Source organism: Pseudomonas sp. D(2018) (assembly GCF_005502555.1).
Lineage (GTDB): Bacteria > Pseudomonadota > Gammaproteobacteria > Pseudomonadales > Pseudomonadaceae > Metapseudomonas > Metapseudomonas resinovorans.
In genome coordinates, this window is record NZ_SCOK01000041.1 from 1 (window position 1) to 18,986 (window position 18,986).

The 18,986-nt window shown below is 65.1% G+C and carries 15 protein-coding genes and 1 riboswitch; of the genes, 9 read left to right on the forward strand and 6 right to left on the reverse strand.

Annotated elements, in window-relative coordinates; translation table 11 throughout:
• From pgk to FFS60_RS21510, 4 genes are all read right to left on the reverse strand, one after another.
• On the reverse strand, positions 1–593 hold a 593-nt coding region (pgk, locus tag FFS60_RS21495; protein WP_137823095.1), incomplete at its 3' end, for a phosphoglycerate kinase.
• A gap of 28 nt (positions 594–621) precedes the next feature.
• Positions 622–1,671, reverse strand: coding sequence for an erythrose-4-phosphate dehydrogenase (epd, locus tag FFS60_RS21500; protein WP_028629583.1), 1,050 nt, complete (start codon positions 1,669–1,671; stop codon positions 622–624).
• Positions 1,672–1,793: 122 nt separating this feature from the next.
• Positions 1,794–3,794, reverse strand: coding sequence for a transketolase (gene tkt / locus FFS60_RS21505; RefSeq protein ID WP_137823096.1), 2,001 nt, complete (start codon positions 3,792–3,794; stop codon positions 1,794–1,796).
• Positions 3,795–3,898: 104 nt separating this feature from the next.
• Positions 3,899–5,032: a TDT family transporter gene (locus FFS60_RS21510; RefSeq protein WP_137823097.1), complete on the reverse strand. Its 1,134-nt coding sequence runs from the start codon at positions 5,030–5,032 to the stop codon at positions 3,899–3,901.
• A 108-nt stretch (positions 5,033–5,140) separates the two neighbouring features.
• On the opposite strand from FFS60_RS21510, the gene FFS60_RS21515 reads away from it, so the two are divergent.
• From FFS60_RS21515 to ligB, 4 genes are all read left to right on the forward strand, one after another.
• Positions 5,141–6,022 carry a LysR family transcriptional regulator gene (locus FFS60_RS21515; RefSeq protein WP_137823098.1) on the forward strand — a complete coding sequence of 294 codons (882 nt, stop codon included), beginning with the start codon at positions 5,141–5,143 and terminating at the stop codon, positions 6,020–6,022.
• Between the two features lie 77 nt (positions 6,023–6,099).
• On the forward strand, positions 6,100–7,101 hold the full coding sequence (locus tag FFS60_RS21520; RefSeq protein WP_137823099.1) for a metalloregulator ArsR/SmtB family transcription factor: 1,002 nt from the start codon (positions 6,100–6,102) through the stop codon (positions 7,099–7,101).
• Positions 7,102–7,120: 19 nt separating this feature from the next.
• A complete protein-coding gene (gene metK / locus FFS60_RS21525) occupies positions 7,121–8,311 on the forward strand; it encodes a methionine adenosyltransferase (protein ID WP_137823100.1) in 1,191 nt (396 codons plus the stop codon).
• 173 nt (positions 8,312–8,484) lie between these two features.
• Positions 8,485–10,155, forward strand: coding sequence for an NAD-dependent DNA ligase LigB (gene ligB, locus FFS60_RS21530; RefSeq protein WP_137823101.1), 1,671 nt, complete (start codon positions 8,485–8,487; stop codon positions 10,153–10,155).
• On the opposite strand, the gene FFS60_RS21535 is transcribed toward ligB, so the two are convergent.
• Positions 10,149–10,601: a cytochrome c gene (locus FFS60_RS21535; RefSeq protein WP_137823102.1), complete on the reverse strand. Its 453-nt coding sequence runs from the start codon at positions 10,599–10,601 to the stop codon at positions 10,149–10,151. The genes ligB and FFS60_RS21535 overlap by 7 nt on opposite strands.
• A gap of 386 nt (positions 10,602–10,987) precedes the next feature.
• On the reverse strand, positions 10,988–11,377 hold the full coding sequence (locus FFS60_RS21540; protein ID WP_028629575.1) for an acyl-CoA thioesterase: 390 nt from the start codon (positions 11,375–11,377) through the stop codon (positions 10,988–10,990).
• 185 nt (positions 11,378–11,562) lie between these two features.
• Positions 11,563–11,689: riboswitch (S-adenosyl-L-homocysteine riboswitch) on the forward strand.
• Between the two features lie 22 nt (positions 11,690–11,711).
• Here FFS60_RS21540 and ahcY point away from each other — a divergent pair.
• The 5 genes from ahcY (at position 11,712) to FFS60_RS21565 (ending at position 18,896) form a co-directional block, all read left to right on the forward strand.
• Complete coding sequence (gene ahcY / locus FFS60_RS21545; protein ID WP_137823103.1) at positions 11,712–13,121, forward strand: adenosylhomocysteinase; 1,410 nt, start codon at positions 11,712–11,714, stop codon at positions 13,119–13,121.
• A 71-nt stretch (positions 13,122–13,192) separates the two neighbouring features.
• Positions 13,193–14,038 carry a methylenetetrahydrofolate reductase [NAD(P)H] gene (gene metF, locus FFS60_RS21550; protein ID WP_028629573.1) on the forward strand — a complete coding sequence of 282 codons (846 nt, stop codon included), beginning with the start codon at positions 13,193–13,195 and terminating at the stop codon, positions 14,036–14,038.
• A 428-nt stretch (positions 14,039–14,466) separates the two neighbouring features.
• Positions 14,467–16,281, forward strand: a complete 1,815-nt coding sequence (locus tag FFS60_RS21555) for a DUF1302 domain-containing protein (protein WP_137823104.1) — start codon at positions 14,467–14,469, stop codon at positions 16,279–16,281.
• Positions 16,282–16,292: 11 nt separating this feature from the next.
• Entirely contained in the window at positions 16,293–17,666 is a 1,374-nt protein-coding gene (locus FFS60_RS21560; RefSeq protein WP_036997552.1) for a DUF1329 domain-containing protein, read from the forward strand.
• Between the two features lie 300 nt (positions 17,667–17,966).
• A complete protein-coding gene (locus FFS60_RS21565; protein WP_137823105.1) occupies positions 17,967–18,896 on the forward strand; it encodes a LysR family transcriptional regulator in 930 nt (309 codons plus the stop codon).
• Positions 18,897–18,986: the final 90 nt, after the last annotated feature.

An 18,986-nucleotide genomic window follows, 5' to 3' on the forward strand; every position in this document is an offset into this window, starting at 1 on the left:
AGCTTGGTGGACACCTTGGAGCCGGCAACGATGGCGGCCATCGGACGGGCCGGGTTGCCCAGAGCCTTGCCCAGTGCATCCAGCTCGGCAGCCAGCAGCGGGCCGGCAGCGGCGACCTTGGCGAACTTGGCGACGCCGTGAGTCGATCCCTCGGCGCGATGGGCGGTACCGAAGGCGTCCATCACGAAGACGTCGCACAGGGCGGCGTACTGCTGGGCCAGCTCGTCGGCGTTCTTCTTCTCGCCCTTGTTGAAGCGCACGTTCTCGAACAGCACGACCTGGCCGGGCTGCACATCAACACCACCGAGGTAGTCGGCCACCAGCGGCACTTCGCGACCGAGGGCCTTGCTCAGGTAGTCGGCGACTGGCTTGAGGCTGTTCTCTTCGGAGAACTCGCCTTCGGTGGGACGGCCCAGGTGGGAGCAGACCATTACCGCCGCGCCCTTCTCCAGTGCCAGCTTGATGGTCGGCAGGGAGGCGAGGATGCGCGCATCACTCTTCACGACGCCGTCCTTCACCGGCACGTTGAGATCCTCACGGATCAGTACGCGCTTACCCTGGAGGTCGAGGTCGGTCATTTTCAACACGGTCATGGGGTCAGTCCTTCACGGGGGCTGGTTGTTAACGAGAAACAGCGGAAACCCGCAGATAGTGGTCTGCGGTGTCGAGCATACGGTTGGCGAAGCCCCATTCGTTGTCGAACCAGGCCAGCAGGTTGACCAGGCGCGGGCCGGACACGCGGGTCTGGCTGCCATCGACGATGGCGGAATGGGGATCGTGGTTGAAATCGCAGCTGGCGTGGGGCAGCTCGGTGTAGGCCAACAGGCCCTTCAGCGGGCCGCTTTCCGCGGCCTCGCGGAGCACCTGGTTGATCTCGGCGGCCGAGGTATCGCGGGCGGTCTGCAGGGTGATGTCCAGGCAGGACACATTCACCGTCGGCACGCGGATGGCCTTGGCCTGGATGCGCCCTGTCAGTTCCGGCAGCAGGCGCTCGATGCCCCGGGCGAGTCCGGTGGATACCGGAATCACCGACTGGAAGGCGGAGCGGGTGCGGCGCAGGTCTTCGTGGTGGTAGGCGTCGATCACGGGCTGGTCATTCATCGCCGAGTGGATGGTGGTAATGGAGACGTACTCCAGACCCACGGACTCGTTGAGAAGTTTCAGCAGCGGCACGCCGCAGTTGGTGGTGCAGGAGGCGTTGGACACCAGCTTTTCGGAGCCGGTCAGGCTGTCCTGGTTGACGCCGTAGACGATGGTGGCGTCGATGTCCGCTTCGCCGCTCATCGGCTGCGACAGCAGCACCCGGGGCGCGCCGGCAGCCAGGAAACGCTCGGCCTGTTGGCGATGGGTGTACTGGCCGGAGCATTCCAGCACCAGGTCCACGTCGAGGGCGGCCCAGTCGATACCCTCCGGCTCGGCGCTGCGCAGCACCTTCACGCAGTTGCCATTGATATGCAGGCAATCGCCATCCACACGCACTTCTCCGGGGAAGCGGCCGTGAGTGGAGTCGAAGCGGGTCAGGTACTCGATGCTGGCCTGGTCGGCCAGGTCGTTCAGCGCGACGATCTCGAAGCTCGCCCCGCCACTGCGCTCATGGAGCGCGCGCAGCACGCAACGACCAATACGGCCGTAGCCGTTGAGGGCGACTTTGAAGGGGCGATTGCTAGGCATGGGGCGGTCTCGGATCGAAAAGCCACTCCCGCGCAACGCGGGAGGGCGGACCGTAGGATGGGTGGAGCGCAGCGATACCCATGCTGCATGCCGAGGGGTATCGCGGGCTCAACTCATCCTACTCAGACGTCCAGCAGCTCTTCGGCGGTGCCGACGATGTTGTCGACGGTGAAGCCAAAGTGCTCGAACAGCGCGGCAGCCGGGGCCGACTCACCGAAGGTGGTCATGCCGATCACGCGGCCTTCCAGGCCGACGTACTTGTACCAGAAGTCGGCATGGGCGGCCTCGATGGCGATGCGCGCGCCAACCTGTACCGGCAGCACGGCCTGCTTGTAGGCGGCGTCCTGCTGGTCGAACAGGTTGGTGGACGGCATGGACACCACGCGCACCTTGCGGCCGGCGGCGGTCAGCTTGTCGAAGGCCTGGACGGCCAGGCCGACTTCGGAACCGGTGGCGATCAGGATCAGCTCCGGCTCGCCATCGCTGTCCTTCAGCACATAGCCACCGCGGGCGATGTCGGCGATCTGGCCGGCATCGCGCGCCTGGTGAGGCAGGTTCTGGCGGGAGAAGATCAGCGCGCTCGGGCCGTCATTGCGCTCGATGGCGGACTTCCAGGCCACGGCGGATTCCACCGCGTCGGCCGGACGCCAGGTGTTCAGGTTAGGGGTGCAGCGCAGGCTGGCGAGCTGCTCGACCGGCTGGTGGGTCGGACCGTCTTCGCCCAGACCAATGGAGTCGTGGGTGTAGACGAACAGCACGCGCTTCTTCATCAGCGCGGCCATGCGCACGGCGTTGCAGGCGTATTCCATGAACACCAGGAAGGTGGCGCCGTAAGGAATGAAGCCGCCGTGCAGGGCGATGCCGTTCATGATGGCGCTCATGCCGAATTCGCGAACGCCGTAGAACAGGTAGTTGCCGGAGGCATCTTCAGCGGACACGCCCTTGCAGCCTTTCCACAGGGTCAGGTTGGAGCCGGCCAGGTCAGCCGAGCCACCGAGGAATTCCGGCAGCAGCGGACCAAAGGCATTCAGGGCGTTCTGGCTGGCCTTGCGGCTGGCGATGGTTTCGCCCTTGGCGGCAACTTCAGCGATGTAGGCATCGGCCTTGGCGGAGAAGTCGGCCGGAAGTTGGCCCTTGATGCGGCGCTGGAACTCGGCAGCCAGTTCCGGATGGGCGGCGGCGTAGGCGGCGAAGCGCTCGTTCCACGCGGCCTCACGGGCGGCACCGGCAGCCTTGGCGTCCCACTCGGCGTAGATGTCGGCCGGGACTTCGAAGGGCGCATGGTTCCAGCCCAGCGCAGCGCGGGTCAGGGCGATTTCGTCGTTGCCCAGCGGCGCACCGTGGCACTCTTCCTTGCCCTGCTTGTTCGGCGAACCGAAGCCGATCACGGTCTTGCAGCAGATCAGGGTCGGACGGTCGCTGGACTTGCGCGCGGTCTCGATGGCGGTCTTGATCTCGTCGGCGTCATGGCCGTCGACATTGCGGATCACCTGCCAGCCGTAGGCTTCGAAGCGCTTCGGGGTGTCATCGGTGAACCAGCCATGGACTTCGCCGTCGATGGAGATGCCGTTGTCGTCGTAGAAGGCGACCAGCTTGCCCAGGCCCAGGGTACCGGCCAGGGCACAGACTTCATGGGAAATGCCTTCCATCATGCAGCCATCGCCGAGGAACACGTAGGTGTTGTGGTCGACGATGTTGTGACCTTCACGGTTGAACTGGGCAGCCAGGGTCTTTTCGGCGATGGCGAAGCCAACGGCGTTGGCGACTCCCTGGCCCAGCGGACCGGTGGTGGTTTCCACGCCGGCGGTGTAGCCGTATTCCGGGTGACCCGGCGTGCGGCTACCGAGCTGGCGGAAGTTTTTCAGGTCTTCGATGGTGAGGTCGTAGCCGGTCAGGTGCAGCAGCGAGTAGTTCAGCATCGAGCCGTGGCCGTTGGACAGCACGAAGCGGTCACGGTTGGGCCATTCGGGGTTGTTCGGGTTGTGCTGCAGGTAATCCCGCCAGAGCACTTCGGCGATATCGGCCATTCCCATGGGGGCGCCGGGGTGGCCGCTGTTGGCTTTCTGCACAGCATCCATGCTCAGGGCACGAATGGCATTGGCACGCTCACGACGGCTGGGCATCGCTTATCTCCTGCAGGTCTGAATAGACGGCTAATCGAAAAAAGGCCGCTATTTTCGCCCAGCCGGCAGGTCGCGGGCAATCACAGATGGTCGCAGTTCGCCGGTCAGTTGCGCGAAAGTCCCTCCGCAGCCGCAAGGCAGGGCGCCTGGAACAGTTCTCCGTGCCAGAGCCCGCCCAGTGTCCGCGCCATCACTTGCACCCAGATCAGCGCCAGTCCGAGGACCAGCGCCGCGCCCGCCGGGCCGAAGAAACCCATGCTGGTGCGCCGCTGGAGCTCGAAGGTGGCCAGGGTGAATACCGCCAGCGGGAAGGTGAAACCCCACCAGCCAAGGTTGAAGCGCATCTCCTGGCGCAAGTGGCGGCGGGTGCAGAACAGTGCCATCACCAACCACCAGGCCGCAGCCCCCCAGAGCAGCAGGCCGCCGAGCAAACCGACATCGCGGGCGAGTTCCGCCACACCCGCCAGCGCGGTGCCGGCAAAGGCGGCCGGCATCGCCTTGCCCAGACTCAGCAGCCCCAGGCAGCCCGTGGCCAACGGGCCGACCGGTAGCCAACTGGTCGCGGCGAACTCGCTGCCCGGCAATTTGTGCAGGGCCAGGCGCAGCAGCACCAGCGTGATAAGGGAGAAGGCCAGGCTCAGGGAGACGCCCCAGAGCAGGTAGCCCACAACCAGCATCTGCCGCGCCAGCTCCGGCGCCAGGTGCGGCGCCAACACGCCGGCCGAGGCTGCCGCCACTTCAGGAGCGACGATGGGCAGCAGCCAGACCGCCGTGAGCTTCTCCAGGGCGTGGTCCTGCCGGGTGAACATCAAATAAGGCACCAGCAGGGCGACACCCAGCGCCAGCATCACATCCAGCCACCACAATCCGTGGGCAACGGCGAGCACCCCATCGCCCCAGCGCGGCACGCCGAACAGCACCAGGCCGTTGATCAGGGTTGCCAGCCCCATGGGAATGGCGCCGAGGAACATCGACTGCACCGGGTGTAGCAGCATCGGTCGCACGGTGTCGCGAAACAGCAGAACCCGCGCAACGAACAACAGGGCGAAGCCCACGAAGAGTGCGGCATTGAACAACCACAGCGCCTCCGCCAGCCGCGCCTCCAGCTCCCCGCCCCAGGGCAACGCCGCCACGACCAACGCCAGCGCACCAGTGCCCATGGTCACGGCAAACCAACTGGGGGTGAACTGACGAACGAACGCCAAGGGCTCGGCGAGGCGGGTAAAGGGGCGTGGCATCGTGGACTCCGGTCGGGTGATCCCGCAGCGGGAAAGACCGAGCCAGACTAGGCCGCGCCGTGCTATATGAAAAATACATAATCAACATCTAACGCATGCCTTTCATTTATGAATCTGCACCACCTCAAGGTCTTCCTTGCCGTCGCCGAGAGCGGCAGCATCAGTGCCGGCGCCAGCCGCCTGTTCATCAGTCAGCCGGCGGTAACCCGGGAAATCCGCGATCTGGAAACCAGCATCGGCCTCACCCTGTTCGACCGCCGGCCACGTGGGGTCAACCTGACCGAGGGCGGCCAGCGCCTGCTGCAATACGCCCAGCGCATCTTCGCCTTGGAAGCGGCCGCCGAGCGTGACCTGCGCGGCTTCGCCAGCCTCGATGACGGTGAGCTTCGCCTTGGCGCCAGCGCCACCCTGGGCAGCTACCTGCTGCCGGAACTGATCGAACGCTTCCACCAGGTGCATCCGTCCGTGGCGGTGGACCTCGCCGTCAGCAATACCCGCGAAGTGGCAGCACAGTTGGAGGATGGCCGCATCAGCCTGGGCTTCGTCGAAGGCGAGTTCGACCGCCAGGCCTTTTCCAGCCACCTGCTGGACCGCGACCGCCTGCTGGCAGTGGTCGGTCCGACGCACGTGCTGGCCGGAAGCGGCGAACTCAGTGCCCAGGATCTCGCTGGGCAGGACCACTACCTGCGCGAACAGGGCTCGGCCACGCGCGCCAGCGTCGAGCAGGCGTACCGCGAACGGGGCATCGAACTGCGCGTGCGGATGTCCATCGGCAGCACCGAAGCGTTGAAACGCCTGGTGCAGGACGGCCGCGGCATCGCCTGGCTATCGCCGCACATGGTCCGCGCGGAACTGGCCAGCGGCCGCCTGGTGCGCCTGGAGGTAAGCGACCTGCGCATCGAACGCGAACTCCACGCTCTATGGCGGCCAGGGCAGAGCCTGAGCCCGGCACCGGCCGCGTTCCTCGAACTGACGCGGAAACCCGGCTAACCGCCGATCACCCAATATCAAAACTTTTTGATATTGGCATTGCGACACCCGGGGACGGGGGCTAGACTGCGCCCCCTATGAGCCTGCGCGTACCCCAGATCCGCCATGACGACAGCGACGAGCTGGCCGCCCTGTGCAAGGCCGGCGGCGACCCACTGCGCCTGAACGTGCTGCGGGTACTGGCCAACGACTCCTTCGGCGTGCTGGAACTGGCACAGATCTTCGCCACCGGCCAATCAGGCATGAGCCATCACCTCAAGGTGCTGGCGCAGGCGGGGTTGGTGGCGACCCGGCGCGAAGGCAATGCGATTTTCTACCGTCGTGCCCTGGCGCAGAACGAGCGGGTCGGCGGCATGTTGCACGCAGCCCTGTTGGCCGAAGTCGACGAACTGGAGCTACCGGCCGAGATCGCCGGGCGCATTGCCGAAGTGCACGCCCAGCGCGAAGCGGTCAGCCGCGACTTCTTCGCCCGCGCGGCGGAAAAATTCCAGGCGCAGCAAGACCTGATCGCAGGATTGCCGCAATACCGTGACAGCGTGCTGGCATTGCTCGACGCACTGAGCTTCGAAACCGGCGCCACGGCGCTGGAGGTCGGGCCTGGTGACGGCGGTTTCCTGCCGGACCTGGCACGGCGCTTCCGCCAGGTCACGGCGCTGGACAACAGCCCGGCCATGCTGGAACTGGCGCGGATGCGCTGCAGCGAAAAAGGCCTCGGCAACGTCGAACTGCGACTGGCCGATGCCCTGAATGACGAGCAGGCGGCCGCCGACTGCGTGGTGCTGAACATGGTCCTGCACCACTTCGCGGCACCGGCCGATGCGATGAAACAATTGGCCCAGCGGGTGCAGCCAGGTGGCGCCCTGCTGGTAACCGAGTTGTGCAGCCACAACCAGAGTTGGGCCAGGGAGGCCTGCGGCGATCTATGGTTGGGCTTCGAACAGGACGACCTGGCCCGTTGGGCCAATGCCGCGGGGCTCACGCCCGGCGAGAGCCTCTACATTGGCTTGCGAAACGGCTTTCAGATTCAGGTTCGGCACTTCGCCAAACCGGACTCACGAAGCGAACTCACCCACCGGTAACGAATAGGAAAACCGATAGATGAGCGAATACTCCCTGTTTACCTCCGAATCCGTGTCCGAAGGCCATCCGGACAAGATCGCCGACCAGATTTCCGATGCCGTCCTCGACGCCATCATCGCCCAGGACAAGCACGCCCGCGTTGCCTGCGAAACCCTGGTCAAGACCGGCGTTGCGATCATCGCCGGTGAAGTCACCACCTCTGCCTGGGTCGACCTGGAAGAGCTGGTGCGCAAGGTCATCATCGACATCGGCTACGACAGCTCCGACGTCGGCTTCGACGGTGCCACCTGCGGCATCCTGAACATCATTGGCAAGCAGTCCCCCGACATCAACCAGGGTGTCGACCGCTCCAAGCCGGAAGACCAGGGCGCCGGTGACCAGGGCCTGATGTTCGGCTACGCCAGCAATGAAACCGACGTGCTGATGCCCGCCCCGATCTGCTTCTCCCACCGTCTGGTGGAGCGCCAGGCCGAAGCCCGCAAGTCCGGCCTGCTGCCGTGGCTGCGCCCGGACGCCAAGAGCCAGGTCACCTGCCGCTACGAGAACGGCAAGGTCGTCGGCATCGACGCCATCGTGCTGTCCACCCAGCACAACCCCGACGTGAAGTACTCCGACCTGCGCGAAGGCGTGATGGAGCTGATCGTCAAGCACGTGCTGCCGGCCGAGCTGCTGCACAAGGACACCCAGTTCCACATCAACCCGACCGGCAACTTCGTGATCGGCGGCCCGGTGGGCGACTGCGGCCTGACCGGTCGCAAGATCATCGTCGACTCCTACGGCGGCATGGCCCGTCACGGTGGCGGCGCGTTCTCCGGCAAGGACCCGTCCAAGGTTGACCGTTCCGCTGCCTACGCCGGCCGTTACGTGGCCAAGAACATCGTCGCCGCCGGTCTGGCCGAGCGTTGCGAGATCCAGGTGTCCTACGCCATCGGCGTGGCCCTGCCGACCTCCATCTCGATCAACACCTTCGGCACCGGCAAGATCAGCGACGACAAGATCGTCCAGCTGGTTCGCGAGCACTTCGACCTGCGTCCGTACGCGATCACCAAGATGCTCGACCTGCTGCACCCGATGTATCAGCCGACCGCGGCCTACGGCCACTTCGGTCGCAATCCCTATGAGATGACCTACGGTGACGACACCTTCACCGCGTTCACCTGGGAAAAGACCGACAAGGCCGAAGCCCTGCGCATTGCCGCTGGCCTCTAAGCCCTGACCGATCGACAAAGAGCCCCGCCTTGTGCGGGGCTTTTTGTTGGGCGCTTCACAGCAGTGCGCTTTCCCTCACAACGAACCGCGCCCGGACGGACACGCAATTCAGCTCCCGCCGACAAGCACCCTGCCTAGACTGGCCGCCTCCCCCACGAGCACGGAGGCTCGCCATGAAAACCTGGATGTTTCTTCCCTTCCTCCTGCCTTGCCTCGCCCTGGCCGACGCCTGCCCGGACTGGCCAAGCGAACGCGCCAGCACCGAGCTCGCCGCCCTCGACACGCGCATCGCCGACTTGGACGTCCAGTACCACCGCGAGGGCCGTTCGCCGGTGGACGACGAGCTCTACGACCAGAGCCGCGCACGCCTGGACCTGCTGCGCGACTGCTTTCCCGCCGAGGCACCGCCAATCCGCGATCCCCTTGCCGGCGCTTCCGGCCGCGCCCGCCACCCGGTGTCCCAGACCGGCCTGGACAAGCTGCGGGACATCGACGAACTGCGCCGCTGGCTTGGACAACGCCGCGACCTGTGGGTCCAGCCCAAGGTGGATGGCGTGGCCGTCACCCTGGTGTACCGCCAGGGGCGGCTGGCGCAGGCCATCAGCCGGGGCGACGGTGACCACGGACAGGACTGGACTGACAAGGCACGGCGCATCGCCGCCATTCCGGCGCAGCTGGCCGGCATCGGCGATGGCGTACTGCAGGGCGAACTCTACTGGCGACTGGACGCTCACGTGCAGGCGGAACATGGAGGTCAAGGCGCACGCGGGAAAGTGGCCGGGCTGCTCAATCGACGCGAACTGGAAGAACGCGACGCCCTCGGCATAGGCCTCTTCGTCTGGGACTGGCCAGACGGCCCCGCGCAGATGGAAAAGCGCCTGCAAGGCCTGGGGGCAATGGGGTTCGAAGATGCCCTAGAACTTACCCACCCCGTCGCCAGCGCCAAGGACATCGCGACCTGGCGCGAACGCTGGTATCGCTCGCCACTGCCGTTTGCCAGCGACGGCATCGTCATTCGCCAGGGCATACGACCGGCGGCGCGGCGGTGGAAGCCGCAACCGCCGAACTGGGCGGTGGCCTGGAAATACCCGTTCACCAAGGCCCTGGCGGAAGTCCGCGCGGTGGAGTTCAAGGTCGGTCGCACCGGTCGGGTCACGCCACTGCTGAAGCTGGCGCCGGTCGAACTGGATGGCCGGCGCATCCAGCGCGTCGGGCTGGGCTCCCTGAAACGCTGGCGAGCACTGGACATCCGCCCCGGCGACCAGGTGGCCATCGCCCTGGCCGGCCTGACGATTCCGCAGCTGGATTCCGTGGTGCTGCGTGCCGCCGAGCGTCCCAAAGTGCAGGCGCCAGCGGCTGGCCAGTATCACGCCCTCAGTTGCTTTCGCCCGGAACCTGACTGCCGCGAGCAGTTCCTTTCGCGACTGGAATGGCTGGGCGGCCGCAAGGGACTGGCCTTGCAAGGAATGGGGCGCGGCACCTGGGCACGCCTGCAACTGACCGGACTACTGGACTGGCTGGACCTCGACGTGGCGGCACTGGAAGCCAGGCCGGGCATCGGCGCATTACGCGCCAGCGCACTGGCACAGCGCTTCGACGATGCCCGCGCAAGACCGTTCGCACGGTGGCTGGCCGCATTGGGCCTGCCGCCCACGGGCGCAGCACGGCTGGAGGCCAACTGGGCAACGCTCAGCAGCAGGACCGCACGAGACTGGCAAACGCGCGAGGGCCTGGGGCCGATCAAGGCTGCCAGGCTGGAAGCCTTCTTTCAGCATCCGGACGTTCAGGCGCTGGCAGAGCGGCTCCGCAGCGCCGGGGTAGACGGATTCGCCGCGCCTCAGTAAGCGCGGAATTCCTTGTGGCAGGCCTCGCAGCTGTCTTCCACCTTCTGCACCAGGGGCGCCATGCCCTGGGCGGTCAGCGGGGGGGCCTGGGCGGCACTGGCGAGCTGGCCGGTGCTGGCTTCCAGCTCGCGCACGAGTGTCTGGAAACGCTCCTCGCGTTGCCAGACCTCATCGCGGGCGGCGCTGTCGGCGTCGCCTTCCTGTACCTGTGGAAAGTGCTGCCAGGGCTGACGGGAGAGCTGGTCCAGCTTGGTCGCGCCAGTGGCGAAGCGCTGCTCGTCGAAACTGATGCGGCCACGCAGCATGCCGCCAAGGTCTTCGCTGGTACGCAGCATGTCCTTGAAGATCGCCTGGCGCTTGCCCAGCGGCGAATTGGGGTCCACGCCACCGCAGGCGGCAAGGCCCAGGCAGGCGGCGACAACGATCAGAAGCGTCTTGGCATTCATCGGCAGGATCACGGGTAGGGCTGAAGGCGGGCGACAGTATCCCCACCTGTCCGGCAAATACCAAGCCTGGCGACAGTTTGTCGCAGATCGATGAAGAGGCCATCCAGCCCGTACCAGCCGGCGTTTCCCGCCAGAATGTAGCCCCCGCGACTGGAGGAAAAACCGATGAACAGACGTTTTATCCTACCCGTAGCGACCCGCGCCGAGCTGCAGGCAGCCGAGCAGGCGCTGCTGCGCTGAATCCCCACGTGCGCCGACCGGGGTCGTGGTTCTGGCGCAGGCCGAAATCGCCCCCGGTGAACTTGGCCGTGGCGGTGGAGAGATGTCGCGCCATCGCCAGCCATCGCAGGCCTGCCCGAGCGAAACGCGCCCGGGCCAATGCATGATTATTCCTTGAACTGGTCCTTGATGAAGGTGATCTCGGTCTTGCCATGCGGCGCCGGAAGGCCGTCTTCACCGATGTTCACGAACACCATCTTGTCGATCGTCAGGATGCTCTTGCGGGTGATCTTGTTGCGCACCTCGCAACACAGGGTGATGGAGGTGCGGCCGAACTCGGTGGCGGTGATGCCCAGTTCGATGATGTCGCTCTGGCGCGCCGAACTGACGAAATTGATCTCGGAGATGAACTTGGTGACCACGCGCTGATTGCCGAGCTGGATGATGGCGTAGATGGCCGCCTCTTCGTCTATCCACTTCAGCAGGCTACCGCCGAACAGGGTGCCGTTGGGGTTGAGGTCTTCGGGCTTGATCCATTTGCGCGTATGGAAATTCATGCAGCGTCCTCCTTGTGTGAGATGGGATGAATCATGGACGCGCGACTAAGGCTTGTCGCAACAAGGGTTTCAATGGCTGCGATAGGCACCCGTCCGGGCGACGGAAAACCTTGGGCTTGCCCGCCAGCACCGCTATAATCCGCAGGTTTTTCAAACGACCGGCACAGCCCGGTCGTTCCCGCCTCCCTTCCGAGGGGCGCTGCAGCACGTGGTGCCTGTTTCGAATCAGGCTCCGCCTGTCAGGCTCGGAAGGGGCGTAGACCCGGTCAGCAGCCAGCTGATCGACAAACGCATCAACGGCGCCCATTCGCACACTACGAATGGAGACTCACGCATGAGCGCTGTCATGACGCCTGCCGATTTCACCGACTACAAGGTCGCCGACATTTCCCTGGCCGCCTGGGGCCGCCGCGAGCTGATCATCGCCGAATCCGAGATGCCGGCCCTGATGGCCCTGCGCCGCAAGTACGCTGGCCAGCAGCCGCTCAAAGGCGCGAAGATCCTCGGCTGCATCCACATGACCATTCAGACCGGCGTGCTGATCGAAACCCTGACCGCCCTGGGCGCCGAAGTGCGCTGGTCCTCGTGCAACATCTTCTCCACCCAGGACCAGGCCGCTGCCGCCATCGCCGCCGCCGGTATCCCGGTATTCGCCTGGAAGGGCGAGACCGAGCAAGAGTACGAGTGGTGCATCGAGCAGACCATCCTCAAGGACGGCCAGCCGTGGGACGCCAACATGGTGCTGGACGACGGCGGTGACCTGACCGAGATCCTGCACAAGAAATACCCGGCGATGCTGGAGAAGATCCACGGCATCACCGAAGAAACCACCACCGGCGTGCACCGTCTGCTCGATATGCTCAAGGCCGGCACCCTGAAAGTCCCGGCGATCAACGTCAATGACTCGGTGACCAAGAGCAAGAACGACAACAAGTACGGCTGCCGCCACAGCCTGAACGACGCCATCAAGCGCGGCACCGACCACCTGCTGTCCGGCAAGCAGGCCCTGGTGATCGGCTACGGCGACGTGGGCAAGGGCTCGGCCCAGTCTCTGCGTCAGGAAGGCATGATCGTGAAGGTCTCCGAAGTCGACCCGATCTGCGCCATGCAGGCCTGCATGGACGGCTTCGAAGTCGTTTCCCCGTACAAGAACGGCCTGAACGACGGCACCGAAGCCAGCGTCGATGCCGCGCTGCTGGGCAAGATCGACTTGATCGTCACCACCACCGGTAACGTCAACGTCTGCGACGCCAACATGCTCAAGGCCCTGAAGAAGCGCGCCGTGGTCTGCAACATCGGCCACTTCGACAACGAGATCGACACCGCCTTCATGCGCAAGACCTGGGCCTGGGAAGAAGTGAAGCCGCAGGTGCACAAGATCCACCGCACCGGCAACGACGGCTTCGACCCGCTCAACGACGACTACCTGATCCTGCTGGCCGAAGGCCGCCTGGTGAACCTGGGCAACGCCACCGGTCACCCGAGCCGGATCATGGACGGTTCCTTCGCCAACCAGGTGCTGGCGCAGATCCACCTCTTCGAGCAGAAGTTCGCCGACCTGTCGGCCGCCGACAAGGCCGCGCGCCTGACCGTCGAAGTACTGCCGAAGAAGCTGGACGAAGAAGTGGCTCTGGAGATGGTCAAGGGCTTCGGTGGCGTGGTCACTCAGCTGACCAAGCAGCAGGCCGACTACATCGGCGTGACCGTGGAAGGCCCCTTCAAGCCGGACACCTACCGCTACTAAGAGCCATGGGCAGCAAGCTGCGGGGAAGGTTCTTCCCGCAGCTTGAGGTCTGCCACTGAAGGAAATCTTCAATGTCCCAAGAACGCCGTTACAGCTTCGAGTTCTTCCCTGCCAAGACCGAAGCCGGGCACGAAAAACTCATGGCCACCGCCCGCACCCTGGCCAGCTACCAGCCGGATTTCTTCTCCTGCACCTATGGTGCCGGCGGCTCCACCCGCGACCGCACCCTGCAGACCGTGCTGCAGCTGGACGGCGAGGTGAAGGTGCCGACCGCACCGCACCTGTCCTGCGTCGGTGACAGCAAGGCCGAACTGCGCGCCCTGCTGGCCCACTACAAGGATGCCGGCATCCAGCGCATCGTCGCCCTGCGTGGCGACTTGCCGTCGGGCATGGGCATGGCCAGCGGCGAGCTGCGCTTCGCCAACGAACTGGTTGAATTCATCCGCGCCGAAACCGGTGACCACTTCCACATCGAAGTCGCCGCGTACCCGGAAGTTCACCCGCAGGCGCGCAGCTACGAGTCCGACCTCGCCAACTTCGTGCGCAAGGTCAAGGCCGGCGCCAGCAGCGCGATCACCCAGTACTTCTTCAATGCCGACAGCTACTTCTACTTCGTCGAGCGCGTACGCAAGCTGGGCGTGGACATCCCGGTAGTCCCGGGCATCATGCCGATCACCAACTACAGCAAGCTGGCCCGTTTCTCCGACGCCTGCGGCGCGGAAATCCCGCGCTGGATACGCAAGCAACTGGAGGCCTACGCCGATGACACGCAGAGCATCCAGGCCTTCGGCGAGCAGGTGATCACCGAGATGAGCGAACAGCTCCTCCAGGGCGGTGCTCCCGGTCTGCACTTCTACACCCTGAACCAGGCCGAACCGAGCCTGGCAATCTGGAAGAACCTCAATCTGCCGCGTTGAGTACCTTGTAGAAGACAAGAAGGCCGGGCGTTGTCCCGGCCTTTTTCTTTTCCGCATCTGCATGGCCGCGCAGGAGCGAGCTTGCTCGCGAACAGCCCCGGGCACGGCCTTCTCGAGCAAGCTCGCTCCCACAACAAGCGCTGACTCTGCCCGGAACGCCGCATCCGTCTTTAATCCTGTTTATCGGGATAACTCCGGGTTATGCGCGACCAGCGCCTAACGGAGCAGCATTTTCCCGGCTCCCGCCTGCGCCTCGCCGCCAACTGCACCGTCGCCATCCTCACCTTTGGCTATGGGCATAAGGATTATTCAGAAGTCAGGAGGCCGTCCCCTTACCTAGGATGCCCCCGCACCTGTCATCAGGCTGCAAAGAAGCGTGAGCCCGGCGGGTCTTTCCGCGGGCCTTCTTTGACCAGGCGGAGAGCATCATGAAAAGAACAACAACAGGCGTGGGGGCCATGTATCCCAGCGCCCTGGCCCTGGCTGTAGCGCTGTCCAGCGCGCTACCGGCACAGGCCGCCAGTTTCAACATCGGGGAGATCGAGGGCCGTTTCGATTCGTCGCTGTCCATCGGCGCCAGTTGGGCCATGGACGATGCCGACAAGACCTTCATCGGCAAGGCCAATGGCGGCACCGCCTCGACCCGCACCAGCGACGACGGCCGGCTGAACTTCAAGAAGGGCGAGACCTTCTCGAAGATCTTCAAGGGCATCCACGACCTCGAACTCAAGTACGGCGACACCGGCGTCTTCCTGCGTGGCAAGTACTGGTACGACTTCGAGCTCAAGGACGAACACCGCCCGCTCTATGACATCGACGACAGCGGCCGCGATAACGCCGCCAAGTCGTCCGGCGCCCAACTGCTGGACGCCTTCGTCTACCACAACTACCTGCTCGGCGACCTGCCCGGCAGCGCGCGCGCCGGCAAACAGGTGGTGAGCTGGGGCGAAAGCACCTTCATCGCCAATGGCATCAACGCCATCAACCCGACCGACGTCGCCGCGTTCCGCCGCCCCGGCTCGGAGATCAAGGAAGGCCTGATCCCGGTGAACATGCTCTACGCCACCCAGGGCCTGACCGAGAACCTCTCGGTGGAAGCCTTCTACCAGCTGGAGTGGGACAAGACCGTACTGGACAACTGCGGCACCTTCTTCGGCAGCGATACCGCGCCGAAGGGCTGCGATCTCGGCATGACCACCTTCGGCACCGACTTCGACCGCGACCCGGCCCGCTACGGCTGGGTGCCGCGCCTTCCGGATGACGAAGCCCGCGACGGCGGCCAGTTCGGCGTGGCCATGCGCTGGCTGGTACCGGCGCTGAACGATACCGAGTTCGGTTTCTACGCCATGAACTACCACAGCCGTACGCCGGAAAGCGTCTGGACGGTTGGCGCGCCCAGTCTGGCGGCGATCAGCGGCGCCCCCGGCCCGGCCACCGCGCGCTACCAGCTGGCCTACCCCGAGGACATCCGCCTTTACGGCATCAGCTTCGCCACAACCCTGCCGGATGGCACCGCGCTCTCGGGCGAGATCAGTCACCGACCCAACATGCCGCTGTCGCTCAACGGCACGGACGTGTCCACCGCCGCCAGCGTCGGCGGCCTGGTGGGTCTGCTGAACCTCGATGGCCTGGCGATCTTCGACACCGACTGGGCCGACACCAGCGCCGGCAGCCTGGTACAGGGCTACAAGCGCATGCCCTTCAGCCAGGCCCAGGTCACCGCGGTGCACACCTTCGACCAGATACTGGCCGCCGACCGCCTGAACCTGGTGGCCGAAGTGGGCTTCAGCCATATCGGCGACCTCGGTTCCAGCGATGGCTCGGACCTGCGCTTCGGCCGCAGCAGCGTGTTCGGCAACGGCGCCCTGCCGAGTTCGGCATCCGCGTTGGGCAGCACCGGCAACAGGGTATGCACCGCCCTGCTCAACACCACCAACCCGGACCAGTGCACCGACAAGGGCTTCTACACCGACAACTCCTGGGGCTACCGCCTGCGCGCGCAGCTGGAGTTCAACGACGCCATCGCCGGGGTCAACCTCAAGCCCAACCTGGCCTTTGCCCATGACGTCGACGGCTTCGGCCCGACCTTCACCGAAGGCAACAAGTCGGTGAGCGTCGGCCTGGATGCCGACTACCTGTCCACCTACACCGCCAGCCTGAGTTACACCGATTACTTCGGCGGCGACTTCAACACCAATACCGACCGCGACTTCCTCGCCTTCAGCGTCGGCGCGAGCTTCTGAGGTCCCTGCACATGAAACTGAACATGATCGATTCACGACTCCTGCGCGCCGGCTGCATCGGCCTCAGCCTGCTCGCCACTCAGGCGCTGGCCGCGGTGCCGGCCGACCAGGTTGCGCGCCTTGGCGCCGACCTCACCCCGATGGGGGCCGAGAAAGCCGGTAATGCCGAGGGCAGCATCCCGGCCTGGACCGGCGGCCTGGCCAAGGACGCCGGCCAGCGTGACGCCGACGGCTTCCTTTCCGACCCCTATGCCGCCGACCAACCGCTGTTCACCATCACCGCGCAGAATGTCGAGCAGTACAAGGACAAACTGACCCCCGGCCAGTTGGCGCTGTTCAAGCGCTACCCGGACAGCTACCGCATTCCGGTCTACCCGACTCGCCGCTCCATCAACCTGCCCCAGGGCTACCTGGACACCACCCGCGAAAACGCCGGCAACACCCAACTGGCGGAAAGCGGCAACGGCCTGCAGCACTACAAGAGCGGCGGCCTGCCTTTCGCCATCCCGAAGGACGGCCTGGAGGTGATCTGGAACCACATCGGCCGCTACCGCGGTCTTTCCCTGCAGCGCCAGGTGGTGCAGGCCTCGCCCCAGGCCAACGGCGCCTTCACCCCAAGCCTGGTGAAGCAGCAGCTGGCTTATCCGGTGGGCCTGTCGGACTACTCGCCGCAGGAGATGGAGAACATCCTTTACTTCTACCGCGAGGAATTCCTCTCCCCGGCTCGCCTGGCGGGCGGCGTGCTGTTGATCCACGAGACCATCAACCAGGTCCGGGAACCACGCATGGCCTGGCAGTACAGCGCCGGTCAGCGCCGCGTGCGCCGTGCCCCACAGATCGCCTACGACAGCCCCGGCGCCGAAGGCATGCGGACCCTGGACGACTTCGACATGTTCAACGGTGCGCCGGACCGCTTCGACTGGAAACTGGTAGGCAAGCAGGAGCTGTACATCCCCTACAACGCCTACAAGCTGGGCTCGTCCAAGCTGAAATACAGCGACGTCATCAAGCCCGGCCACCTCAACCCCGAGCACACCCGCTATGAGCTGCACCGCGTCTGGCACGTGACCGCGACCCTGAAGCCAGGCCAACGCCACATCTACTCGCGGCGCGACCTGTACATCGACGAGGACAGCTGGCAAGCCGCCGAAGCCGACGCCTACGACGGTCGCGGCAACCTGTGGCGGGTTTCCGAAGGCCACACCAGCTTCTTCTACGACCAGCAGATGCCGCTGTTCAACGCCGAAACCCACTACGACGTGCAATCCGGTCGCTACGCGGTGAACGCCCTCTACAACGAGGAAAAGAACGCCTACCAGTTCGACATCAACTACAGCCGCAAGCAGTTCACCCCCAACGCCCTGCGCGCCACCGGTATCCGCTGATCGCATCGCGCTCCACCTTGGCGGCCTTCGGGCCGCCTTTTTCGAAGCTGGATCGGCCCACGGCCACCTTGTAGGGGCGATTTCAATCGCCAAGCAGGCCGAAGGTCTGCCCCTGGAACCCGCAGGGGCAGCTACGCCGCCCTTGGCGATTGATATCGCCCCCCACAGGAGAAGCATTTCATCACCCGGATGGAGTCCGGAAATTCCCGGCACCGTCGCACCGCTGAAACTTCTCTTTACAGCACCAGGCCCACTTCTTGCCTTAAAGTCGGCCCACTCTCCAACCACCCGGGCCCGTTCATGAAGTTGCACCAGCTCCGCGCCATCGTCGCGATCTGCGAGAGTGGCAGCATCCAGGAAGCCTCGCGGCTGCTCCATATTTCCCAGCCCGCCCTGTCCAAGGGCATCAAGGAGCTGGAGGCCGAGCTTGGCGTACCGCTGCTGGTGCGCTCCAACCGCGGCATCACCCTGACCGAGTACGGCGAACGCCTGGTGCGCCGCGCACGGCTGATTCTCGAAGAAGTGCGTCGCGCCCGCGATGAGATCGAAACCCTCAAGGGTGTGATGGACGGCAAAGTCTCCATTGGCGTCTCGCCGGTGACCCCGGGGGCGCAATTCATCGCCAGCCTCAACCGTTACCGCAAGCGTTTCCCCAAGGTGCAGGTGAAGATTCACGAACTGCGCCCGTCGAAGCTGATGGAAGGCCTGCGCGAAGGTTTACTCGACCTGGTGCTCACCTCACTGCCGGCTTCCCGCAGCAGCGATGGATTCCACTGGACCGAGCTGTTCACCCAGCCCACCGTGCTCGCCGTGCGCAAGGGCCACCCATTGCGCCATGCCCGCTCCCTGGGCGAGTTGCGCGACCAGGAGTGGCTGCTGCAGGACTCGCTGGAGCAGTCGCGGGTCGGCTGGATGTTCGAAACCTATCAGGTGGAGCCACCGGAACGGGTCATCGAATGCGCCTCGGTGGTGCTGTTCTCCGAACTGGCGCTGAACACCGACGCGGTGAGTTACTGGTCACTGCGCGTGCTCGACCATGTGCGCAAGCTCGGCCAGGAACTGGAGACGCTCGACCTGGTGGAGCAGGTGCCGCCGATGAACATCTCCCTGGTGTGCCGTGACCAGGAATTGATGACCCGCGAAGCCAAGGCCCTCACCGATGAGCTGGTCTACGCCTACAAGAACCCCCATGCGCCCAAGGCCAGCCTGCTGCTCAACCCCGCCCCCTGAATCCCGCCGGCCCCGTCGTGACCTGCGCTGCCCGTTGGCAACGCGTGCATAACCAAAGCCGATACGCATGCCCAGAGGTGATTATCACGG